19 protein-coding genes are annotated in these 21,569 nt (G+C 70.2%); 10 read left to right on the forward strand and 9 right to left on the reverse strand.

Annotation, left to right across the window (positions count from 1 at the left end; genetic code table 11):
• Nucleotides 1-148 precede the first annotated feature (148 nt).
• Entirely contained in the window at nt 149-3,046 is a 2,898-nt protein-coding gene (locus AMYNI_RS50565; RefSeq protein ID WP_281170306.1) for an ATP-binding protein, read from the reverse strand.
• A 223-nt stretch (nt 3,047-3,269) separates the two neighbouring features.
• Between AMYNI_RS50565 and AMYNI_RS0127755 the strand changes: the two genes are divergently transcribed.
• From AMYNI_RS0127755 to AMYNI_RS0127770, 4 genes are all read left to right on the forward strand, one after another.
• Nucleotides 3,270-4,838, forward strand: a complete 1,569-nt coding sequence (locus tag AMYNI_RS0127755; protein ID WP_020671346.1) for a S8 family peptidase — start codon at nt 3,270-3,272, stop codon at nt 4,836-4,838.
• 105 nt (nt 4,839-4,943) lie between these two features.
• The gene (locus AMYNI_RS0127760; RefSeq protein ID WP_020671347.1) at nt 4,944-5,528 is read left to right on the forward strand and encodes a TetR/AcrR family transcriptional regulator; all 585 of its coding nucleotides are present in this window, start codon (nt 4,944-4,946) and stop codon (nt 5,526-5,528) included.
• 38 nt (nt 5,529-5,566) lie between these two features.
• Nucleotides 5,567-6,898 carry a cytochrome P450 gene (locus tag AMYNI_RS0127765; RefSeq protein WP_020671348.1) on the forward strand — a complete coding sequence of 444 codons (1,332 nt, stop codon included), beginning with the start codon at nt 5,567-5,569 and terminating at the stop codon, nt 6,896-6,898.
• An 8-nt stretch (nt 6,899-6,906) separates the two neighbouring features.
• The gene (locus tag AMYNI_RS0127770; RefSeq protein WP_020671349.1) at nt 6,907-7,290 is read left to right on the forward strand and encodes a nuclear transport factor 2 family protein; all 384 of its coding nucleotides are present in this window, start codon (nt 6,907-6,909) and stop codon (nt 7,288-7,290) included.
• A 61-nt stretch (nt 7,291-7,351) separates the two neighbouring features.
• Here AMYNI_RS0127770 and AMYNI_RS0127775 read toward each other — a convergent pair whose 3' ends face one another.
• On the reverse strand, nt 7,352-8,809 hold the full coding sequence (locus tag AMYNI_RS0127775) for a trypsin-like serine protease (protein WP_245574013.1): 1,458 nt from the start codon (nt 8,807-8,809) through the stop codon (nt 7,352-7,354).
• Between the two features lie 127 nt (nt 8,810-8,936).
• On the opposite strand from AMYNI_RS0127775, the gene AMYNI_RS0127780 reads away from it, so the two are divergent.
• Nucleotides 8,937-10,034 carry an NAD(P)/FAD-dependent oxidoreductase gene (locus AMYNI_RS0127780; protein ID WP_026361013.1) on the forward strand — a complete coding sequence of 366 codons (1,098 nt, stop codon included), beginning with the start codon at nt 8,937-8,939 and terminating at the stop codon, nt 10,032-10,034.
• Here AMYNI_RS0127780 and yaaA read toward each other — a convergent pair.
• Nucleotides 10,021-10,761 (reverse strand): peroxide stress protein YaaA, encoded by a 741-nt coding sequence (gene yaaA / locus AMYNI_RS0127785; RefSeq protein ID WP_020671352.1) that lies wholly within the window; start codon nt 10,759-10,761, stop codon nt 10,021-10,023. The genes AMYNI_RS0127780 and yaaA overlap by 14 nt on opposite strands.
• A gap of 250 nt (nt 10,762-11,011) precedes the next feature.
• Between yaaA and AMYNI_RS0127790 the strand changes: the two genes are divergently transcribed.
• Nucleotides 11,012-11,863, forward strand: a complete 852-nt coding sequence (locus AMYNI_RS0127790) for a phosphotransferase (protein ID WP_245574014.1) — start codon at nt 11,012-11,014, stop codon at nt 11,861-11,863.
• Here AMYNI_RS0127790 and AMYNI_RS0127795 read toward each other — a convergent pair.
• Both AMYNI_RS0127795 and AMYNI_RS0127800 read right to left on the reverse strand, forming a co-directional pair.
• Nucleotides 11,823-12,755: a 2-hydroxyacid dehydrogenase gene (locus AMYNI_RS0127795; protein WP_020671354.1), complete on the reverse strand. Its 933-nt coding sequence runs from the start codon at nt 12,753-12,755 to the stop codon at nt 11,823-11,825. The genes AMYNI_RS0127790 and AMYNI_RS0127795 overlap by 41 nt on opposite strands.
• Nucleotides 12,752-14,050 carry an MFS transporter gene (locus AMYNI_RS0127800; RefSeq protein ID WP_020671355.1) on the reverse strand — a complete coding sequence of 433 codons (1,299 nt, stop codon included), beginning with the start codon at nt 14,048-14,050 and terminating at the stop codon, nt 12,752-12,754. The genes AMYNI_RS0127795 and AMYNI_RS0127800 overlap by 4 nt, the downstream gene beginning before the upstream one ends.
• A 116-nt stretch (nt 14,051-14,166) precedes the next feature.
• Between AMYNI_RS0127800 and AMYNI_RS0127805 the strand changes: the two genes are divergently transcribed.
• Complete coding sequence (locus AMYNI_RS0127805) at nt 14,167-14,916, forward strand: IclR family transcriptional regulator (RefSeq protein ID WP_020671356.1); 750 nt, start codon at nt 14,167-14,169, stop codon at nt 14,914-14,916.
• Nucleotides 14,917-14,926: 10 nt separating this feature from the next.
• Here the strand turns inward: AMYNI_RS0127805 and AMYNI_RS0127810 are convergent, their stop codons facing one another.
• Complete coding sequence (locus AMYNI_RS0127810; protein ID WP_026361015.1) at nt 14,927-15,277, reverse strand: VOC family protein; 351 nt, start codon at nt 15,275-15,277, stop codon at nt 14,927-14,929.
• A gap of 125 nt (nt 15,278-15,402) precedes the next feature.
• On the opposite strand from AMYNI_RS0127810, the gene AMYNI_RS0127815 reads away from it, so the two are divergent.
• Nucleotides 15,403-17,151, forward strand: coding sequence for a proline--tRNA ligase (locus tag AMYNI_RS0127815; RefSeq protein ID WP_020671358.1), 1,749 nt, complete (start codon nt 15,403-15,405; stop codon nt 17,149-17,151).
• A 6-nt stretch (nt 17,152-17,157) separates the two neighbouring features.
• Nucleotides 17,158-18,066: a DUF8017 domain-containing protein gene (locus AMYNI_RS0127820; RefSeq protein ID WP_020671359.1), complete on the forward strand. Its 909-nt coding sequence runs from the start codon at nt 17,158-17,160 to the stop codon at nt 18,064-18,066.
• On the opposite strand, the gene AMYNI_RS0127825 is transcribed toward AMYNI_RS0127820, so the two are convergent.
• A complete protein-coding gene (locus AMYNI_RS0127825) occupies nt 18,063-18,815 on the reverse strand; it encodes an HAD family hydrolase (RefSeq protein WP_020671360.1) in 753 nt (250 codons plus the stop codon). The two genes, AMYNI_RS0127820 and AMYNI_RS0127825, sit on opposite strands and share 4 nt — an antisense overlap.
• A 53-nt stretch (nt 18,816-18,868) precedes the next feature.
• On the opposite strand from AMYNI_RS0127825, the gene AMYNI_RS0127830 reads away from it, so the two are divergent.
• Nucleotides 18,869-19,930 (forward strand): YhgE/Pip domain-containing protein, encoded by a 1,062-nt coding sequence (locus tag AMYNI_RS0127830; protein ID WP_020671361.1) that lies wholly within the window; start codon nt 18,869-18,871, stop codon nt 19,928-19,930.
• Here the strand turns inward: AMYNI_RS0127830 and AMYNI_RS0127835 are convergent.
• Nucleotides 19,868-20,278, reverse strand: a complete 411-nt coding sequence (locus AMYNI_RS0127835; RefSeq protein ID WP_020671362.1) for a secondary thiamine-phosphate synthase enzyme YjbQ — start codon at nt 20,276-20,278, stop codon at nt 19,868-19,870. The genes AMYNI_RS0127830 and AMYNI_RS0127835 overlap by 63 nt on opposite strands.
• 160 nt (nt 20,279-20,438) lie before the next feature.
• Nucleotides 20,439-21,443, reverse strand: coding sequence for a DUF222 domain-containing protein (locus AMYNI_RS48435; protein WP_084628490.1), 1,005 nt, complete (start codon nt 21,441-21,443; stop codon nt 20,439-20,441).
• Nucleotides 21,444-21,569 lie beyond the last annotated feature (126 nt).

Genomic DNA, 21,569 nt, shown 5'->3' on the forward strand with positions numbered 1-21,569 from the left:
CGGACACGATCAGCCTGGCGGGGCGGGCGGAAGGGCGAAGAGGACGCCCAGGACGGCGTTGCACATCGGGCACCTCCTTCGGATCCGCCGGTTCACCGGCTCAGTCGGGAGAAAGGATCTCGCGGCCGTGACGCGACGGGCAACCGATTTATCCAACTCGCCGCAACTCGCCGCGTGAGCTCACCTTCAGCTTGCGCAGCACGCTGGCCACGTGCTGCTCCACCGTCCGGCGCGACAGGAACAGCACGTCGGCGATCTCCCGGTTGGTGTGCCCCTGCCCGAGCAGCCTGGCCACGTCCCGTTCGCGCGGGGACAGTTCGTCGCCGTAGCCGCGTCGCCCGCGCCTGGAAGGCTGACCGGCGCCCCGCACCCGCAGCAGATGACGGCAGCGCGCCGCGTCCCTGGTCGCGCCGAGCGCGGCGAACTCCCCGGCCAGGGCGGCCAGCGCCTCGGCCTGCCCGTCCATCCCGGCGGCCAGCCGGCAGCCCGCCAGCCGCTCGGCGACCAGCGCGGCGTAGTACGGCGCGGGCAGCCGCTGGTAGCGCGCTTCGGCGTCTTCCAGGTAGGAGATCGCGGCGTCCAGATCTCCTTCGCAGGCGGCGAGCTCACCGCGGCAGCCCGCCAGTGCCGCATGCGTGATCGGGGCATCCAGCCCGGCCACCTCACGTGCCAGCTCGGCGACGAACACCCCGGCCTCCACGGCCCGCCCGGCCCGGCAGTACGCCTCCACCGCGGCCGGCGCCAGCTCCCCGGAGTATGCCCAGACACCCTTGCGCCGCAACAGATCCAGCCCGCGGTCCGCTTCCAGTGCGGCGGCCTCGTGGCAGTCCTGGTGCAGCAACATCCGGATGATCCAGCCGTGTGCCGCGAGCACCACCGGCGCGAACGCGTTGCCGGGAGTGGCCACACCGGCCGCGGCGAACCGGGCCGCCGCCCGTTCCCATTCCCCCTTGGCCACCGCCAGCATGCCGAGGATCAGCGAAAGCTCACTGGCCACCGGCAGCAGGTCGCGGTACTCGTCGCGCAGCCGGGTGGCGCGCTCGGCCAGGCCGGTCCAGTTGCCGACCAGCCAGTCCACATGCGCCCTGGTGGAGCGGGCGGCGCTGACCACGTTCGGCGCGCCGCAGTCGGTGGCCAGCTGGATGCCGCTGTGCAGCATGCTGTCCGACCTGCGGTGGTAGCCGATCCACGAGCAGGCGTCCGCGACATTGCAGTGCAGCCTGGCCAGCTGCCGCTGCTCGGCCGCCGAGCCGAGCCGCTCCGGCACCTTGTCCAGCATCGCCCAGCCGACCGGGTCGCCGGCGTTGAGCCGGTTCGACACGTTGTTCGCCAGCAGCGTGGTGACCAGCAGCGGGTCGTCCGACTGCGCGATCAGCTCGTCCACCTTGTCCATCCAGCGCAGGTGCTCGGACAGCGGAGTGTCTCCGACGAAGGGTTCGGCCAGCACGGCCATGCCGCGACCGGCCAGCTCGGGGCGGTCGGCGAGATCGGCCATCGCCAGCTCGATCTCCACCCGGCTGGCCTCCAGGCCGTTCTCCTGCCGCACCAGCAACAGGCCGAGAGTCAGCCGTACCTCGCCGCTGAGGGTGCCGGAAAGCCGGTGGTCGGCGAGCAGCCGTTCCAGCGCCGCGCTGACCTCGTGCTCGGCGAGGCCGTTCAGCGAGACCCGGCTCAGCTTGACCGCCAGCCTGTCCACATCGGACAAGGCGAGGGCGGGACCGTCCAGCAGGGAGCACAGCAGCTCGGTCGCGGTGGACACGTCACCGACCTCCGACGCCTGGTCCGCGGCGGCCTCGGCATAACGGAGCCAGTCCGCGGACTCACCGGCCCGGCGGCTGTGCTCGGCCAGCTGGACCAACGGCTGCGGGTCGGCCGCGCGCAGGGCTTCGATGGCGCGGCGGTGCAGCTGCTGGCGATCGGGTCCCGGCACGGTCCGGTACACCGCCTGCTGGGCCAGCGCGTGCCGGAACCCGTACCGGCAGTCGCGGATCTCTCGCAGCACGTTGCCCCGCAGCGCGCGGATCAAGGCCTGTCTTGCCCGGCCGGGAGGCACCCCGGCCACGGCGGCGAGCAGCTCACCGGAGGCCGGCACACCGAGCACCGCGGCGGCCTGGGCGAGCCGTTTCACCGCCACCGGCAGGCAGGCCAGCCGCTCGGCCATCGCTTCGCGCAGCAGGGCGGGCACCTCGACGCTGTCCAGCAGCCGCCGCGCGGCGGAGCCGTCGGTGCGTACCGAACCTTCGGCGGTCCGCAGCGCGTGCAGGGTCTCTTCGACCACGAACGGGATGCCCGCGGTGCGTTCGTGCAGGCGCGCGGCGAACTCGGCCGACACCGGCCCCTCGCCGAGGATCGCCGTGGTCAGCCCGCGCACCCCGGCCACGTCCAGCGGATCCAGCCCGACCAGCGCGCTGGTGGTGCCCGCAGCCGGGCGGAACGCGCTGCCCAGCGGTACTCCGCCGGGCAGGTCTTCGCCGCGGTAGCTGACCACCAGGCTCAGGTTCGGCGGCGGCTCGGACATCAGGAAGCGCAGCAGCTGCCGCGACCCGTCGTCGGACCAGTGCAGGTCCTCCACCACCAGCAGCGCCGGGCCCAGCGCGGCGAGCAGCTCGCGGACAGCCCGGAACAGCCGGTGCCGCTGCGCCCTCGGGTCACCGAGCGGGAGCGGCGCCTCCGGCAGGAACCGGGCCAGTTCCGGCAGGAAGGCGCGGAGCGTGCCGGTCACCGGGCTCAGCAGTGCGGGATTGACCGTGTCACCGGCGTTTCGCAGGGCTTCGAGCACCACGCCGTAGGGGAAGGGCTCACGCAGCGGCTGGCAGTAGCCGATCAGGACCTTGCGGCGGCCGGCCTGGCGATCTGCGAGCAGCTCGGTGAGCAACCGGGTCTTGCCGACCCCGGCTTCGCCCTCGAGCATGACCACCGACGGCGGCCGGGTGATGACCGAGATCAGCGTGCGGAGTTCTTCGGACCGCCCGACCAGCACCGGTGAACTCGTCCGCACCGCGGCCGGTGCCGGGTTCGTCCTGGCCTTTTTCGTCCCGTGTGTCATCGCCAGCTCCCGCTCTGCCAGCTCCCACCCGATTACCGGACCACATCGTCCGGTGGTTCGGAGCTTAAGTGCCTGACCGGAATGTCGGAACGTTTCGGGCCAGGCACGGAACTTTCGTAGGGCGGCAATAGATAAGTAGCCCTACGTAGCGAAGCCTCGCTTGTTCGGCCATATCGGGGGATCGACAGTGAAATCTCACGCCCGTTCTGGGAAAGGAAGCAGAATGAGATCGTCCCTGAAGGCGGTGGCCTGCGCCGGCTCGTTCGCGGCGCTGCTCGCGATCGTCACCGGCGGCTCCGCGGCGGCCGCCGCGGAGCCGGAAGGCGTTGTCGTGCAAGCGAACCAGCCGACTCCGGGCGGATATGTGGTGGCGCTGAAGGACGGCACCCGGTTCACCGCGGGCGCGTCCGCCATCGAGCAGGCCTCCGCGTCGCTGGTGGCACGGTACGGCGGCGAGCTGAAGTCCACGTTCACCGCGTCGATGCACGGCTTCGCGGTCCGCGGCATGACCGAAGCACAGGCTCGCCGACTCGCCGCGGACCCCGCGGTCGGACAGGTCTTCCAGGACGGCACCGCGCGTGTCGCGGACACCCAGACCGGCGCCACCTACGGCATCGACCGGACCGACCAGCGGGACCTGCCGCTGGACCAGAAGTACACCTACAACAACACCGCCGCGGACGTCACCGCCTACATCCTGGACACCGGAATCCGCTACTCGCACAACGAGTTCGAAGGCCGGGCGAAGAGCGGCTACGACTTCGTGGACACCGACCCGGACGCCAACGACTGCAACGGGCACGGCACGCACGTGTCCGGCACGGTCGGCGGCAAGACCTGGGGGCTGGCCAAGAAGGTCAAGCTGGTCGGGGTCAAGGTGCTCGGCTGCGGCGGCAGCGCACCGGACTCGGACGGGATCGAGGGCATCGAATGGGTCACCAAGAACGCGGTCAAGCCCGCGGTGGCCAACATGAGCCTGACCTTCGACACCAAGAACGTCGGTGACCAGGCGATGCGCGGCATGGTCGCGGCGGGCGTGACCACCGTGGTCGCGGCCGGCAACAGCGGTGCCGACGCGTGCAACACCGGACCGGCCTATCTGCCCGAGGTGATCACCGCGGGCGCCACCGACGCCAGTGACAACCGGGCGTCGTTCTCCAACTACGGCACCTGCGTGGACCTGTTCGCGCCCGGCAACAACATCACCTCGGCTTCCAACGGCAGCGACAGCGGCAGCACCAACATGTCCGGTACCTCCATGGCCAGCCCGCACGGCGCCGGCGTTGCCGCGCTGTACCTGCAGGCGAACAAGTCCGCCGACCCGGCCGCGGTCAGCAAGGCGCTGACCGACAACGCGACCGCGGGCAAGGTGAAGAACCCGGGCAGCGGCTCGCCGAACAAACTGCTCTACAGCGGCTTCGTCGGCAGCGGCCCGGGGGAGCCGTCCTGCGAGGGCGGCACCAACGGTGACGATGTCGCGATCCCGGACGCCGGCGCCGCGGTGTCCAGCGCGGTGACCGTCAGCGGCTGCGACGGCAAGGGCTCCGCTGCCAGTTCGGTCGAGGTCGCGATCAAGCACCCGTACACCGCCGACTTGAAGATCGACCTGATCGCGCCGAGCGGTGCGGTGACCAACCTGAAGCAGCCGGGTGGCGCCAGCACCGTCGACCTCGGACGGTCGTTCTCGGCGAACACGTCGGCGGAGAACCGCAACGGCATCTGGAAGCTCCAGGTGACCGACGTCTACGCCTACGACTCCGGTTCGATCGACAGTTTCGGCATCAAGTTCTGAGTTCCCCGCCTTCCCCGGCGGGCCGGTCTTGGCAACCGGCCCGCCGGTTACCGCATCATGGGGTCCTATGAGCACCGACGACGCACTTTTTCCCGCGGAGGCGCCATGAGCGCAGTGGCTGGACGGGAGGCGCCGCGCCGGCAGCGGGCGGCGGACGCGGCGATCGAGGTGATCGCGTCCGATGGCCTGCGGGGACTGACCCACCGGGCGGTGGACACCGCGGCCGGCCTGCCCGCGGGCAGCACCAGCAGCTGTTTCCGGACGCGGCTGGAGCTGCTGGCCGGGGTGCTGGACCGGATGGTCGAGCTGGAGGAGGTCGTGCTGGCGCGGATGCCGCCCACCAGCTGGCGGGCCGAGGACGTGGTGAACGCGCTGACCGACCTGCTCGTCTACTGCCTCGGCCCGGCGAGATCGCGCACCCTGGCGCGGCTAGAGCTGTACCTTGACGCCGCCCGGCGCGCCGAGCTGCTGCCCGAGTTGGAGGCGGCGAACCGCCGGTTCCAGGATTTCACCGCGGCCGGGCTGCGGGCGGCCGGTGTGCCGGAGCCGGAGGAGGCGGCGCGGGTGCTGCTGATCCAGTTGGACGGAGTGCTCTACGACGCGCTGGCCCGTCCTTTTCTCGGCGGCGACCAGCGCGATCGGTTGCGCCGCGCGGTCGAAACGATGGTGCTCGGTCCGCGCAGCCGCTAGCCTGGTTGCTACAGGTGTAGCGAACAGGAGGCTCGACGATGACCTCGATCCCGGTGGGAACCGGCACCGCCTACGCGGACCACAGCCTGCTCGGCCGGACGGGGAAGTACACCCCGGCCGAACTGCTGCTGGCCCTGCACCGCAGGTTCGGCCCGGTGGTCAGTGCCGGAGCCGGCCGGAACCGGTTCGTCTACCTGCTCGGTGCCGAGGCCAACCGGTTCGTCTTCGCCAACTCGCCGCTGTTCCGCAACCGGGAGGCCTACGCAGGGCTGATCCCGGTGGACGGCGAGACCTCGCTGCCGGTCAGCGACGGGGACGACCACCGCCGCCGTCGCCGCCTGGTGCAGCCGGCGCTGCACCACCGGCAGATCGACGGCTATCTGCGGATCATGGCGGAGAACGCGGACGCCGTCGTCGGCTCCTGGCGCACAGGGCAGCGGGTGGAGGTCTACCAGGCGTTTCGTGCCGCGATCCGGCGCAGCACCATCCAGTCGCTGTTCGGCGGGCGGCTCGCCGCCGACGCCGAGTTCTTCGGCGACCAGTTGCAGCCCCTGCTGGACCTGGTCGACCGGCTGCCGCAGACGGTGGCGGTGCTGGAGCGGCTGCACCTGCCGCCGTGGCGGCGCGCGGTCGCGGCGAGGAACAAGGTGGACGCGCGCATCTACGCCGAGATCGCGCGGATGCGCGCGGGGGACGCCGATGACGGTGACCACGTGCTCGCCACCCTGGTGCACGGGCGCGGCGACGACGGCGAGGGGCTGACCGACCTGGAGGTCCGCGATCAGGCGGTCAGTCTGATCGCGGCCGGTTACGAGACCACCAGCGCCGCGATGGCATGGGCCGTCTACGCGATGCTGAGCACCCCAGGGGTCTGGGACCGGGCGCGGGACGAGGTGCGGGACGTGCTCGGCGACCGGCCGCCCGCCGGGACCGACCTGAGCCGGCTGACCTACCTGAACGGGGTCGTGCACGAGACGCTGCGGCTCTACCCGCCGGCGGTGATCGGGGCCAGGATGGTGACGCGGGACTTCGAGTTCGCGGACCGCCGGGTCCCGGCCGGCAGCCTGCTGATCTTCAGCCCGTACGTGACGCACCGGCTGCCCGAGCTGTGGCCGGAACCGACCCGGTTCGACCCGGAGCGCTGGGACCCGGCCGCGCCGGGCTACCGGAAACCGGTGGCGCACGAGTTCCTGCCGTTCGGTGGCGGCCAGCATCGCTGCGTCGGCTCGGTGCTGGCGGTCACCGAGCTGACCGTGATGCTCGCCCGGCTGCTGGCCGGCGCGTCGCTGCGGCTGCCGGCGCAGCGCGTCCGTGCCAGGGGTTTCGCCGCGATGCGGCCGCGGGACGGCCTGCTCGCCGAAGTTTGCTAGACAGGATCATGACCTCCAACCCGCATCACGCACTGGTCGCCGAGTACACCGACGCGGTGCAGCACGCCAAGATCGAGGTGGTGACCGGACTGCTCGCCGAAGACGCGGTCTTCCAGAGCCCGTTCTCCCTGTTCGACACCCCGGAACACCTGCGTTCGGCCTACATCGCACGCGCCGGCGCCTTCTCCGGGCTCACCCTGCGCGGCACCGTGGCAGGGCAGGGGAACCAGTCGGTGCTGCTGTGGACCATGCGGGTCGGGGAATCTCCGGTCGAGGTCGCCGAAGTGGTCACCACGGCGGGTGAACGCGTCTCCAGGGTGGACGTCTACCTGCGGCCCGCCGCCGTGCTCGACGAGGTGTTCGCCGCGATGAGCGCCGCCTGGCCCCGCTGACGCCGTGAGTGGAAAGCGCCGGACGGCGCTCTCCACTCACGACCTCCACGCACGACGCGGTTCAGGCGACCTTGAGCGTGTACGTGCCCGTGCCGGACACACCGCCGCTGTCGGTCGCGGTGATGGTGATCTGATAGCTGCCGGGCTGGAACGGTGCCGCCAGCTGCATGGTCGAGCTGCCACCGGAGCTGATCGTCGACGGGTTGAAGAACGGCGGGAACGGCAAGCCTGGCCCGCTGGCGGAAAGGGTCAACTGGCCGGAGCCGCCGGTGACCGAAATGGTGGCCGTGCTGAAGAAACCGGGTCGCGCGCTGCCCGAACCCGGGTTGACCGCGACCGCGATCTCACCGGCCGCGCTGCCGACCGTGAGCCCGACGGTCGCGGCCTTGCTGCCCGACGTCGCCGCGCCGTTCACCGTCACCGAGGTCTTGCCCTTTGGCGTCGACGACGAGGTCTCGATCGTGAGCTTCGCGGTCTGCCCGGACTTGACCGTGGCCGGCTGGAACGTGGCCTTCGCGCCTTCCGGCAGGCCGGAAGCGGTGAGCGCGATGTCCTCCGGGCCTCCGTCGCCCGCGGTGGTGGTGACCGTGGCCGAGACGTGCTTGCCCGGTTCCACGGTCAGGCTGGACGGCGAGACGGAGATGGCGAACTTGCCGTCGCCGGGGCCGGGGTTGCCGACCTGCTCCTTCACCCAGTCGCCCATGTCGTTGTTCAGCCGCCCCCAGACCCCGTACCAGTGGAAGTCGCTGCGGCTCCAGGACGCCACGCCGACCACCTTGCCGTCCACGATCAGCGGGCCGCCGCTGTCGCCGGGCAGGATCGTCGGGTTGCCGTCGGGGAACCCGGCGCAGATCATGGTCGCTTCCTTGAACCCGGCGCCGACCCCGTTGCAGTTCGACGGTTCGCGGATCGGGAAGGTCGCCTTGTCGACCGTCACGTCCCGCGAGTCGTCGTTGTGGTCCTTCTTGCCGTAGCCGACGCCGACCCCCTGCTTGCCCGGGCTGTTCAGGCCGGTGTCCGCCGAGGTGGCGAACTTCGCGTACTGCCCGTTCGGCACCGGGATGTCGCTGGTGGTGGTCACCACGGCCACGTCGTAGCCCTGGTCGAAGTTGACGTACTTCGGGTGCTTGTCGTAGCTCGCCACCCCGATCCGGCTGCCGCCGCCCGCGTTCAGGTCGTCGAGGCCGTACAGGTAGCTCTTCTCTCCGGCGGCGTCCTTGCAGTGCGCGGCGGTCAGGATCTTGCGCGGCGCGACCACGGCGCCGGTGCAGGTCTGGCCCTGCGGCCGGGTCCCGCCTTCGCGCAGCCCGCCGATGATGAACGGGAACTCGGCCACCGAGCTGTCTTCGCCGTTGTAGATCTGGGTGTGCGCGCCCGGCGGGATATGCGCCTCGTCGGTCGGGGCGACCGCCCGGTACGCGGTGGGTTCCTCGGCACCGGCCATGCTGGTCGCCATCGGCACGGCGATGGTGGCCATCGCCATCGCGAGCAGCCCTAATCGGGTCGTTGTTCTCTTCACGGGGGTTCCTTTCCGATCGCGTCACGTCCATTTCCGGCGACGGACGGTGCCGGAACAACCGGGGCATGTGCCCGTAGGGATACGGAACTTTTCGACAGCGGGCCCGCGGCGGGGCAAGCTGTGGATCATGCGTGTGATCGTGATCGGCTCGGGCATCGCGGGCGCAAGTACCGCCTATCACCTGGCGCTGCGCGGTGCCGAGGTCGTGGTGGTGGACATCGAGCGGCCGGGTGTGGCGACCGCCGCCGGCGCCGGCATCGTCTCGCCGTGGACCACCCGGCGCACCGACGCCGAGTTCCGGCTCGCGGAGCTGGCCGCCGCCTACTACCCGGAACTGGTCGCGCAGCTTGCCGAGGACGGGCAGACCGAGAGCTCGTACGAGGTGGTCGGCGGCATGGTGGTCTCCGCCGACGAGCGGGAGCTGGCCGAGGCCGAGCAGCGGATCGGCGCGCGGGCCGCCGCGTCGCCGCTCGCGGGCGAGGTACGGCGGCTGGACCCCGCGCAGGCGCGGGAACTGTTCCCCGCACTGGCCCCGGAGCTGGGTGCGGTGCACCTGTCCGGTTCGGCCAGGGTGGACGGCAGGCAAGTCCGCGAAGCGCTGCTTCAGGCCGCGAAGCGCCGAGGTGTGGAGATACGCGTTGGACAGGCGGAACTAGCCGGGTCCGGGGTGCGGGTGGACGGGGAAACCCTCGGCGCGGACCGGATCGTGGTCGCCGCCGGTGCGTGGAGCGCGGAGCTGCTCGCGCCGCTCGGCCTGACGCTGGACGTGGCGCCGCAGCGCGGCCAGATCAGCCATTTCGGGCTGCCCGGCGTGGACACCGCGAGCTGGCCGGTGGTGCTGCCGGTGTCCAGCCACTACCTGCTGGCCTTTCCCGGCTCGCGGGTCGTGGCCGGTGCGACCAGGGAGACCGGCTCCGGTTTCGACCACCGGGTGACCGCGGCCGGCCAGTTCGAGGTCCTGGAGCAAGCGCTTGCGGTGGCTCCAGGACTGGCCGATGCCACCCTGTTGGAGACCAGGATCGGGTTCCGACCCGCTTCCCGCGACGGCGCGCCACTGCTCGGCGCGGTCGACGGTCATCCCGAGCTGCTGATCGCCACCGGGTTCGGGCCGGCCGGGCTCACCCTGGCGCCGTACTCGGGCAGCCTGGTCGCCGCGCTCGCGTTCGACGAGGACCCCACCGCCGACCTGTGGCCCTACCGGCCCGGCCGGGTCAGTGCGAGGTGAGCAGTTCCAACTCGGTGTCGCCGGTGCGCTCGAGCTCGATCCCGGCCTTGGCCGCCACCCGCAGTAGACCCTCCACAGTGGACGGTTCGGCGCGAGTAGTCGCCAGCACCCCGGCGAGCTTTCCCTTGTAGGCCTTGTTGTGGTGGCTGACGGTGGTACGTCGTCCCGCGACCTCGGTCACCACCCGTACGGTCACCGCGTCGGGGATGGCGGCCAGTCCCGCGTAGACCCCGGAGCGCAGATCCACCACCAGCCCGTCCAGTCCGGCCAGCACCGGCTCCAGCGCCGGTCGCCACAGCGGGCGCAGGGTGCCCAGTGCGGGCAGGCTGCTGCCGCCCGAAAGCCGGTAGGCCGGGATGCGGTCGGCCCCGCCGACCACACCGAACAGCGCCGATGCGACCGCGAGCCGCCGTCCGGCCTTGGCCCTGCCGGCGCGGGTGAGGCCGCCGATGCCCAGCGCGTCGTAGAGCACGCCGGTGTACCGCTCCAGCGCGGGCAGCGTCGGCGCCGACCAGAGCGCTCCGTTGCGGGCCAGCTCGTCCTCCTGGCGAGGGGACAGGCCGAGTGCGGACAGCCCGGCCGGCACGTCACCGGCCAGTTCCACGAGCGCGTCCGCCAGCTTGCGGCGAACCGGGTTCAGCTCCGGGAAGGAGAGGGCCTCCAGGTCGAGCGGCGGGCCGTCCCCGCCGGCGGCCTTGGTTTCCGAAGGAGGGAGCAGCACCAGCACGCGACCAGCGTAACCGGCGAAAACACCGCGGCGGCGGACAGGGCGGGCGCATCGGGTTGCGCCGGCGCTGAAGCTACTGAGCAGTACCGAGGCGGCCAGGTCACCCCCGCGATTCTCGGTAGTGTTGATCCTCGCGAAACAGTGATGGGGGCGGGGTATGGGGGCGGTGGTGCGGGCGGGTGCGCGCCCGGCCTGGCAGGACTTACCGACAGCGGTGCGCGCGGCGGTCGAACGTAGCCTGGGGTCGCCGGTGGTGCGCTCACTGCGGCAGTCTCCCGAGTTCGACGGCGGGTTCGCGGTGCGCCTGCGACTGGCCGACGGCCGGTGGGTGTTCGCCAAGGGGCTGCCCGCGGGCAGCCCCCGCATTGGTGCCTACTACGTGGAGGCCGACGTCGCGGCGAGCCTGCCCGCCGCCGCACCGGTGCCCACCCTGTTGTCCACTGTGGACGACGAGTGGCTGGTACTGGTGTTCTCCGACGTCGAGGGCGCACAGGCGAAGCTGAGGCCGGGTTCACCGGACCTGTCCGCGGTGATCACCACGCTCGGCGCGCTGGCCAGGACGCTCACCCCGTGTCCGCTGCCGAGAGCCCCGGACGCGCTGGACGACCTCGGGCCGCTGCTGCGCGGCTGGCACGAGCTGCGTGCCGACCCGCCCGCGGACCTCGACGAGTGGACGGTCCGCAACCTGGACTCGCTGGTCGCGATGGAGACCTCCTGGCACCCGTGGGCGGCCGGGAACACCTTGCTGCACAACGATCTGCGTCCCGGCAATCTGGTGCTGACCGGGCCGGGCCGAGTGCGGGTGGTCAACTGGCGCTATCCCGCCCGCGGTGCCGCCTGGCTCGATCTGGTGTCACTGGTGCCGCACCTGCTCGATGCGGGGCACGAACCGGAGGACGTGGACCGGCTGCTGCGCCGGCGGCCGGTGCTGGCCGGCGTGCCGGCCTGGGCGGTCACCGCGTTCGGGGTGGCACTGGCCGGGCACGCCGAGCGCGGCGCCCGGCTGCCGGAGCCGCCGGGCACCACCGGGATGCGGGCGCATCAGCGGCAGCTCGCATCGGTCACCCGTCGCTGGCTGGTGCACCGGACGCGCTGGCGTTGACCACGTTCACCAGCGGCTCCCCGGCGGCGAACCGGCGCAGCTGATCGGCGACCAGCCGCTTCGCGCGCGGGTAGAAGGAAGCCGAACCGCCCGCGATGTGCGGGGTGATCAGCACGCCCTCCGCGTTCCACAACGGATGCTCGGCAGGCAGCGGCTCCGGATCCATCACGTCGAGCGCCGCGCGCAGCCTGCGTTTGGACACCTCGGCGACCAGTGCGTCGGTGTCGATCGCGCTGCCCCTGCCGACGTTCACCACCAGCGCGTCGTCCGGCAGGGCGGCCAGCTGGTCGGCGCCGAGCAGGCCGCGGGTCGCGTCCGTCTCCGGCAGCACGAGCACCACGATGTCCGCGGACGGCAGCAGCGACGGCAGCTCCACCACCCCGTGCACGCCCTCGTCCGGCCGCGCCGTGCCGGCAACCGGCACGACCTCGGCCTCGCCGGCACACAGATAACGTTCGATCGCCTTGCCGATGGAGCCGTGACCGATCAGCAGCACCCGGTTGTCCGCGACCGATCTGGTGTGCTCGCGGATCCACGATCCGGTCTGCTGCTGACGCAGCCATCGCGGCAGATCCCGTTGTGCGGCAAGGATCAGCGCGAGTGCGTGCTCGGCGACACTGAGATCGTGCAGCCCGCGGCCGTTCGCCAGCAGCACGCCTTCGGGCAGCCGCGGCAGCAGGTTCTCCACACCGGCCGAGAGCGACTGGACCGCGCGCAGGCCGGGCAGCCGGCCCAGCAGTTTCGCCGGTTCCGACCCCTGGTCGTAGGGCAGCACGTAGAACTCGACCTGATCGAGCGCGGCCGGCGGCTCTTCGCGCCCGTCGTAGTAGCCGGCGGTGAGCCCGGCCGGGAGTTCGATGTCCCGCCACGGCAGCAGTACTCGTGGTGTCATGCGCGCCTTTCCCTGAGCTGTGGTGTGCGGATCGCGAACAGGATGACCGCGGCCGCGGCCATCGTCGAGCTGAGCATCAGGAACGAGGCCGCGGAAGTCCCGGTCGCGTGGTCCAGCCAGCCCACCAGATAGGTGCCGAGGAAGCCGCCGAGCGCGCCGCAGGTGTTCACCACGGCGACCGCGACTCCGGCGGTCCGCTGGGGAAGCAGCTCCGGGATCATCGCGAAGAACGGTCCGTACGGCGCGTACAGGCCGATGGCCGCGACGATGAGCAGCGCGTAGGACAACCCGAACGCGTCCTGGCCGAGCAGGTACGAGCCGTAGAAGGCGACCGCGCCGAGCGCCAGCCACGGCCAGACGAACCGCAGCCGCCTCCCCGTCCGGTCGGAGCCGCGTGAGTTGAACAGCATCGCCGCGACCGCGAAGGCGTAGGGCACGGCGGACAGCAGGCCGGTGGCGCCGATACCGGCCGATGAACCCGCCTTGACGATCGTCGGCAGCCAGAACACGAACCCGTACACGCCGATGCTCCAGAGCAGGAACTGCGCGGACAGCAGCAGCACCGCCTTCGACCGCAGCGCCTCGACCAGCGGGTGGCGTTCCGCCGGCGCCGCCACCTCGCGCAGCGCCGCCTGCTCCGCGGCGATCGTGGACTCGACGAGGTCCCGCTCGGCTGGGTTCAGCCAGCGCGCGTCGCGCGGATGGTCGCGCACCTGGGCGCGGAAGTAGAACGCCCAGATCAGCGCCGGTACGCCCTCGATGATGAACATGCCCCGCCAGGAGGTGGCCTCGATCAGATAGCCGGAGGCGGCGGACAGCCACAGCACGGTCACCGGGTTGCCCAGGATCAGGAAGGCGTTGGCGCGGCCCCGCTCCGGTTTGGTGAACCAGCGCGCCAGCAGCACCACCAGCGCCGGCAGCACCGCGGCCTCCACCGCGCCGAGCAGGAAACGCACCACGATCAGCGCCGGGATGGAGCTGAGCATGCCCTGCACGGTGGCCAGCACGCCCCAGGCCAGCACCGAGTAGAAGATCAGTTCGCGCACGCTGCGGCGGTCCGCGTACAGCACGCCGGGCACCTGCAGCAGGAAGTAGCCGGCGAAGAACGAGGCGGCGACCAGCCCGGAAGTCGCGCTGGTCATGCCGAGGTCCTCGGCCATACCGCCGGCCGCCGCGATGGAGAAGTTGGACCGGTCCAGGTAGGCGAGGCTGTAGGTGACGAAGACGATCGGGATCAGCCGCAGCCAGCGCTGACGGCCGGGGGTGGCCGTCTGCGCCACCGGATGCACGTCCATCGGACCTCCTGTCACCCTTGACCGGATCGCCGCTTTCCGTAATATGGAAAGCAATTCCGCTATACGGTCAATGAAGTGTCGGAGGATCACGCCGTCACGTCAAGAGGGGAGCAGGCATGGCCGACATGGTCGGGAAGGCGCTACGCCTGTTGTCCCTGCTCGGTGACTACCCCGAGGGAGTCGCGCTGTCCGAGCTCGGCCGGGCGGCGGGGTTCCCGGTCAGCACCACGCACCGCCTGCTGAGCTCGCTGCAGGCCGAGGGTTTCGTCCGCAGCGACCCGGAGTCCAAGCGATACGCGCTGGGCCTGCGGCTGTTCGAGCTCGGGCAGCGCGTCTCGCACGCCAGGGGCTTCGCCGGGGTTGCGCTTCCGGTGATGGAGCGCGTGTCCGCGCACACTGGCGAGCCGACCTTGCTCGCGGTGCGAGACGGCTCGGACCAGCTCTACGTGCACGCGGTGCCCGGCAGCCGCCAGGTGCAGATCCGCGGTGAACCAGGTACGCGAGGGCCGCTGCACTGCACCTCGATGGGCAAGTGCCTGGTCGCGTTCGCGTCAGTGCCGGAACGCACTCGTTTGGTCGCCGAACTCGACCTGCCCGGGCTCGCACCGCGCACGATCACGGCTCGCGCCGCCTTCGAGCGCGAGATCGACCTGGTCCGAACTCAGGGCTACGCGATCGCGGACGAGGAGCACGAAGCCGGGATCCGCGCGGCCGGCGTGCCGGTCTGCGGCCCGGACGGCGTGGCGATCGCCGCCCTGTCCACCGCCGCGCCCGCCTTCCGGACCAGTGTCGAGCAGCTCACCGGGTTCGTGCCCGTGCTGCGGACCGCGGCCAGGGAGCTGGCCGCGGTCCTGCCGTACCGGTAGTGCCGTCCGGTCAGTGGTATGCGCCGACGCAGAACTCGTTTCCTTCGGGATCGGTGAGCACCGTCCAGCCCATACCGGGCATGGAGTGCTCCTCGACCTCGGTCGCGCCGAGCCCGACCAGCCTCCGCACCTCGGCCGCGTGATCATCGGTGCCGAAGTCGACGTGCACCCGGTTCTTGCCGATCCGTGCCTCGGGCACCTTCTGGAAGGCCAGCTTCGCACCTCCCTCCGCGGCGGCGGTCAGGATCAGGTACTCGCCGTAGTCCTGGTCGACCTGCACACCCAGTGCCTTGATCCAGAACCCGGCGAGCTGCTGCGGGTTCGCGCAGTCGATGGTGACCATGCCAAGTTGAAGAGTCATGCACCGGAGGCTATGCGTGGGGACCGACAGTTTCCGGCGTGGCGATAACCGGTTGAAGCGGACCCGGGGCTATTGACTACGCTTCGCGAAACGTCTATGCGCGGTTCGCACCTAGGAGTCCAGTAGTGATCACCAGGATGTCGTCGTTGTTCCTTCGCACCCTGCGTGAGGACCCGGCGGATGCCGAAGTGCCCAGCCACCGGCTGCTGGTGCGCGCCGGCTATGTCCGCCGAGTCGCCCCGGGTGGCTACTCCTGGCTGCCACTGGGCCTGCGCGTGCTGCGCAACATCGAGGCCGTGGTCCGCGAAGAGATGAACGCGATCGGTGCGCAGGAGATCCAGTTCCCCGCGCTGCTGCCCCGCGAGCCCTACGAGACCACTGGCCGCTGGACCGAGTACGGCGACAGCCTGTTCCGCCTCAAGGACCGCAAGGGTGCGGACTATCTGCTCGGCCCGACGCACGAGGAGCTCTTCGCGCTCACGGTGAAGGGCGAGTACAGCTCGTACAAGGACTATCCCCTTGCGCTGTACCAAATCCAGACCAAGTACCGGGACGAGGCGCGTCCCCGCGCGGGGATCCTGCGCGGCCGCGAGTTCGTGATGAAGGACTCCTACTCCTTCGACCTCGATGACGAGGGCCTGGAGCGTTCCTACCAGCAGCACCGTGCCGCGTACATCAAGCTCTTCGACCGGCTAGGGCTGGACTATGTGATCGTCGCGGCGACTTCCGGCGCGATGGGCGGTTCCGCTTCCGAGGAGTTCCTCGCGGTGGCGCCGACCGGCGAGGACACCTACGTGCGGAGCACGGACTCGGACTACGCCGCCAACGTCGAGGCGGTCGTCACGCCCGCACCCGCGGCACAGCCGGTCGAGGGCAAGCCCGACGCGCAGGTGCACCACACGCCGAACACGCCGACCATCGAGACGCTGGTGGACTTCCTGAACGCGGCCGGGCTGGGCCGCACCTTCACCGCTGCGGACACGCTGAAGAACGTCATGGTCAAGGTGCGCCAGCCCGGAAACAAGGAGTGGGAGGTGCTCGGCGTCGGCATCCCGGGCGACCGCGAGGTGGACATGAAACGCCTCGAAGCGTCTCTCGAACCGGCCGAGGTCGCCCTGCTCGAAGAGGCGGACTTCGCCGCCAACACCTTCCTCGTCAAGGGATACATCGGTCCGAAAGCTTTGCAGGACAACGGAATCCGCTATCTTGCCGACCCCAGGATCGTGTCCGGCACGGCCTGGGTGACCGGTGCGGACAAGGCCGATCACCACGTGGTGGACCTGGTCGCCGGGCGGGACTTCACCCCCGACGGCACCATCGAGGCGGCCGACGTGCGCGAAGGTGACATCTCGCCGGACGGCAAGGGCACCCTGGTCGCTGCGCGCGGTATCGAGATCGGGCACATCTTCCAGCTCGGCCGCAAGTACGCTGACGCGTTCGAGCTGGACGCGCTGGGCCCGGACTCGAAGCCGATCCGGATCACCATGGGCTCCTACGGCGTCGGTGTCTCCCGGCTGGTGGCCGTGGTCGCTGAGCAGCATTTCGACGAGCTTGGCCTGGTGTGGCCACGTGCGGTCGCGCCCGCCGACGTGCACGTGGTGATCGCGGGCAAGGACGACGCGGTCGCCGCCGGTGCCGAAAAACTCGCCGCTGAGCTCGACACGGCCGGTATTCGGGTGCTGCTGGACGATCGGAAGGCCACTCCCGGCGTGAAGTTCGCGGATGCGGAACTGATCGGGGTGCCGACCATTCTGGTGGTGGGCCGTGGGCTGGCCAACGGCGTGGTCGAGGTCAAGGACCGCGCCTCCGGGCAACGCGACGAGATCGCGGTGGACCAGGTCGTGGCGCACCTGACCGAGCTCGTCCGGCGGTAGCCCGCGATGTCCGGTGCGGACCTGCCCGGCTACCAGGACAACGCCGCGCTCAAGGGCTTCGGCGGCTACGAACCGGCGTCCTATGCGGCGACCACGGGCACGCCGGTGCCCGCACCCGCATCCGAGCCGCCGAAACCGAAACGGCGGCGGTCCAAGGCCCCCTATGGTCTGCTCGCGGTCGTGGTCCTGCTCGGCCTTGGTTACGTCGGCAGCCGGTCGACCTCGCGGGACGAGGTCGACGCGCCCGCGCCGTCCACCTCCTCGGCCACTTCGTACACGCCGCGGCCGAAGGTCGTGGTGCCTCCCGCGGTCGCGGGCTGGCAGTCCGTGGCAGGGCGGGACGGTCTGTACGCCTATGACGTGCCGCCGGGCTGGACTCCGAAACCGGACACCGTGCACGGCTGGAACGCCGATGCGAACGGTCCCGGCATCACGTTGGTGGCCAGCGCGTTCACCGGCCAGGAGTACTGCCCCACGGACAAGAATCGGGACCGCGGTGGCAGCGGGGTCGCGCCGGTCGCGCAACGCGACTACGCGCTGGCCGCGGCCGAAACCGTCACTCTGATCGCGAAGCAGGCGTACACCGCGGAAGGTGGTCCGCAGCCCGCGCTCGCCGTCGGATCACCGGAACCGGCGCAGATCGACGACGGTGCCGGCGGCAAGCGGAACGCCAGCGTCACGGTGGCCGAAGTGACCGTCGCCGGCAACGACAAGTCCTGCATGCCGCCCAGGGCACTGGTGGGCGCGATCGCCATCGAACCCGGCGACCAGACGGACGCGAAGAGTCCCGTCCTGGTCGCCTATTTCGACCAGGCCTACCCCGGTGAGACGACCAGGGAGCAGCTGGCCGAGTTGCTGCGCAGCTACCGGATCGTGCCGGAGAGCAGCCGCACCACCGTTTCGACCACGAACTAGCCCAGCACCGTGGCCAGCACGGCCGTCGTGTCGGACAGGTCGGTCAGCACCGCGTGCGCACCGGAGTCACGTAGTTCCTCGACGCTGTACGTGCCGGTGGCGACGCCGATCGCGATCATGCCGTGGTGCAGTGCGGCGTCCACGTCGTGCGGGGTGTCGCCGATGACCACCACGGACTCCTGGTCGAACTCCACCCCGTGCTTGCGCGTGGCCAGCTCGACAGCGTGCGTCACCATCGGCGGTCGCTGCAGCGACAGCGTGCCGTAGCCGCCGATCTCGAAGTCGATGTGCCCGTCCAGGTCGAAGGCGGTCAGCTTGTGCCTGGCGACTTCCGGCAGGTTGCCGGTGACCACGGTCTGCACCACGTCGTCGCGGCCGGCCATGGTGGCCAGCGCCGCCGCCGCTCCCGGCAGAACCTGGCCGCGCTCAGCCAGCTCGGGCAGCGCGCGCAGGGAGAGCTCGGTCAACTCGGCCCAGATCTTCTGGATCATCTCTTCGGTCGGCTCGATGCCATGCGTCACGAGCAGCTCCGAGGTGATCGCCCGCTCGGTCCGCCCGCCGAACGACGGCATTTCGCTCAGCGGGATCCCGGTCACCGCGGCAAGCGCGCTGGTGTACCAGGCCTGCCCGGTTCCCCGCAGGTCCACCAGCGTCAGGTCGATGTCCCAGAGCACCAGCCGGTGCTTCGCAGTGCGCACGTGCCCGACCTTACCGAGCCGCTTTTCAACGCATGTTGACTTCTGCTCCATGGCAACCTACCTTTGGTCATAATTCAACGAGTGAAGAATAAATGGAGGATGTCATGTCAAGCCGAATCCCACGGGGGTCGTGGACCCTCGTCGCGATCGCGTCTGCGGCCGGCGCGATCGTGGCCGTGGTGCTCGGGTTCCTGACCTTCGGCGCTCAGGCCAGCGTCTCACCAGAGCAAGTGCCGGTCGCTGTGGCGGCGCCGGACGCCGGCCCGGCGCGCGCGGCCGCCGACCGTCTCGCCGCGCAGACCGGCGACGCACTGAGCTGGCAGTCGACCACGCTGACGGAGAGCGATCGGCTGCTGCACGACAAGCAGGTCTACGGCGTGCTCGAGCTAACTCCCGGCCCCGGCGGTACGGTCGCCAAAGTGGTGGTGTCCGGCGCGATCAATCCCTCCGGCACGCAGGTCGCCCAGCAGGCGCTGACCGCTGCCGGCCAGGCACTATCCGCTGGTTCGCCGGTGCAGGTGGAAACCCTGCACCCGGCAAGCATGGCCGGACGATCAGCACCACTGGGCGTCAGCGCACTGGCCTGGATCGGCTGCCTGGTCGGCGGTGCTGCACTGACCCTTCTGGCCGATCGGGCCGGGCGCAAACCAAGCGCCTGGGCGCGGCTGTCGCAGGTTGCCGGGGTCAGCGTCCTCGTCACCGCGGTGCTCGCCGGCTTCCTGAAGCTATGGGACTCGACCCTGCCCCTCGGCTGGGACGTGCTCGGCTTCCTTTTCCTCAGCACCGCTGCCTTAGCCGCTCTGCAGGGTGGTCTGCTCCGCATGCTCGGCCTCCGCGCGATGGCCATCTTGACCCCGCTGTACCTGATCGCACCCGCTGTGGCCGGTCAGGTTCCCGAGCTGCTGCACCCCGGATACCGCGCGGCACTGTGGTCGTGGACGCCATTCCGGTTCTCCACCGAGGGCCTCCGCAGCTTGTTGCAAGGCACGCCGGATGCGCCGGACGTACTCACCGGGGTCTGGGTGTTCGGCGGGCTTCTGTTGGTCAGCCTGGTTGTGCTGCTCTGGCCAGGCTGGGCGACCGCGCCCACGCGACTGGTCGGGTCATCCGGGAAGGAAACTGAATCGCACTCGGCGAACGGGGTTGTCCAGGTTGGTGTCCACTAGGCAGACCGACTGCCAGGTGCCCAGCGCCATGACCCCACCGAGTACCGGCACGCTCGCATAGGGCGGCAGCAGCGCAGGCAGTACATGGTCACGGCCGTGGCCGGGGCTGCCGTGCTGGTGCCGCCAGCGGCCGTCACGAGGGAGCAGATCGTTCAACGCGGTCAGCAGGTCTTCGTCGCTACCCGCACCGGTTTCCAGGATGGCCAGCCCCGAGGTGGCGTGTGGTACCCAGACGTGCAGCAGGCCGTCCTCCGCTTGGCTGTCCCGGAGGAATGCCTCGGCGTCCTTGGTCAGGTCGTGCACCACGGCCTCGCTGCCGGTGCGGACCTCGATTTCCGTGGAGTACATGGCCACTACGGTAACCGTGGCAGGCTTGGCATGCTGGCCATGGATCAATTTGGGCCGAGCAGATGTTTTGGTTGTGAGAGCTGTTGTGACACCCGCCGCAATGGTCCGGTCGACCCGTGGCCGCAGAGTCCTGCGGCTGGCGCCAACCGTGGTGTGGCCGTCAAGTTTGCTCGGCAACGTTTGCCTGCTCAGGCCGTCTCGCAAGGGATGCTTGGTCCAGGTGATTCGGGACGGCTGGCTGGTTCCTGTGTCGGCGTTGAGACGTCGATGCCGAGTTCTTGGATCGCAAGCAGTTGCCTTTATGGACCGGATGACCGACTGACCGTGATCGGCGAGTCCGGTGATCGGTCCGGCCGCTGTGCGCAGGATGACGAAGACGGAGGTTTCGGCTTGCCGGTCCCGACTGCGCGGGCTTGCCGAGGCAGAGGTTGGTGAATACGTCTGCGCGAAGCTGGTCGAGGGTGCGTTTCTCGGTGCGGGTGTTCAGTTCACGTGCGGCTGTGTCGATGCGGCGATAGATGGCAGCCGCACGCTCCACGGGCAACTCGGAGACGAGGGCAGCGGTGCCCATGCCTCGGTGAACCAGTGTGACTTTGCGTTCTGCTCGACGAACTTTGCTCCGGAGGGCGAAGCCTTCAGTGTCGAGCTTTTCGGCGAGTTTGCCGGCAGCTCGGCGGATCGCGCTGGCGCTCTTCCCGGTCAGCCGGCCGGCGAGAATTCGGTCGGCTGACCGGGCGTTCTCGTCATCGAGCCAACTGGTGGCGTCACAGATCTTGACGGCCTTGTGCCAGTCGATGGTTCCGTGTTCCATGGCGAGCAGTGTTTCGGGCAGTCGCGTGGTCAGAGTCTCCGCGTGCTCGACAAGGCGCTTTGCCGCACCCTCCGTAGTGGACAGTGTGAGTGCCAGTTCGGTGGGCACGGTGGAGGATCGGCCTGGACGTTCGTTCAGCGTGGCGATCGCGCGGGCACGCAGGGCCTGCTGGCGGGCGATCTCCACTTCGGTTCCGTGGATGACCCGGAGCAGTCCCTTGTCCGTCATGGTCTCCAGCATTGCGGGATCCACCCGGAGCGGCTCCCTGTACGATGGATCCACCAAGTTGGTCAGGATCTCCACTTCCGCTGCCTGGACGATGTCAGTGGCCATTTCTTCGGCTGTTTTCTGCATGATGCCACGCTAGAGCGGGCTACCGACAAAACCGGTCAGAGCAGCCGCGAGGGCCGAGCGCATGTCACCCGAACGTGTAACTGGTGGGAGGTGAGGGCTTCTCCAGAAACCCTTACCTCCCACCAG

Source organism: Amycolatopsis nigrescens CSC17Ta-90, assembly GCF_000384315.1.
Lineage (GTDB): Bacteria > Actinomycetota > Actinomycetes > Mycobacteriales > Pseudonocardiaceae > Amycolatopsis > Amycolatopsis nigrescens.

Coding starts and splice junctions, on each gene's coding strand:
- AMYNI_RS50565 (WP_281170306.1), bottom strand. CDS start 3,046: ATGACACACGGGACGAAAAAGGCCAGGACGAACCCGGCACCGGCCGCG.
- AMYNI_RS0127755 (WP_020671346.1), top strand. CDS start 3,270: ATGAGATCGTCCCTGAAGGCGGTGGCCTGCGCCGGCTCGTTCGCGGCG.
- AMYNI_RS0127760 (WP_020671347.1), top strand. CDS start 4,944: ATGAGCGCAGTGGCTGGACGGGAGGCGCCGCGCCGGCAGCGGGCGGCG.
- AMYNI_RS0127765 (WP_020671348.1), top strand. CDS start 5,567: ATGACCTCGATCCCGGTGGGAACCGGCACCGCCTACGCGGACCACAGC.
- AMYNI_RS0127770 (WP_020671349.1), top strand. CDS start 6,907: ATGACCTCCAACCCGCATCACGCACTGGTCGCCGAGTACACCGACGCG.
- AMYNI_RS0127780 (WP_026361013.1), top strand. CDS start 8,937: ATGCGTGTGATCGTGATCGGCTCGGGCATCGCGGGCGCAAGTACCGCC.
- AMYNI_RS0127795 (WP_020671354.1), bottom strand. CDS start 12,755: ATGACACCACGAGTACTGCTGCCGTGGCGGGACATCGAACTCCCGGCC.
- AMYNI_RS0127800 (WP_020671355.1), bottom strand. CDS start 14,050: ATGGACGTGCATCCGGTGGCGCAGACGGCCACCCCCGGCCGTCAGCGC.
- AMYNI_RS0127805 (WP_020671356.1), top strand. CDS start 14,167: ATGGCCGACATGGTCGGGAAGGCGCTACGCCTGTTGTCCCTGCTCGGT.
- AMYNI_RS0127810 (WP_026361015.1), bottom strand. CDS start 15,277: ATGACTCTTCAACTTGGCATGGTCACCATCGACTGCGCGAACCCGCAG.
- AMYNI_RS0127820 (WP_020671359.1), top strand. CDS start 17,158: ATGTCCGGTGCGGACCTGCCCGGCTACCAGGACAACGCCGCGCTCAAG.
- AMYNI_RS0127825 (WP_020671360.1), bottom strand. CDS start 18,815: ATGGAGCAGAAGTCAACATGCGTTGAAAAGCGGCTCGGTAAGGTCGGG.
- AMYNI_RS0127830 (WP_020671361.1), top strand. CDS start 18,869: ATGTCAAGCCGAATCCCACGGGGGTCGTGGACCCTCGTCGCGATCGCG.
- AMYNI_RS0127835 (WP_020671362.1), bottom strand. CDS start 20,278: ATGTACTCCACGGAAATCGAGGTCCGCACCGGCAGCGAGGCCGTGGTG.
- AMYNI_RS48435 (WP_084628490.1), bottom strand. CDS start 21,443: ATGCAGAAAACAGCCGAAGAAATGGCCACTGACATCGTCCAGGCAGCG.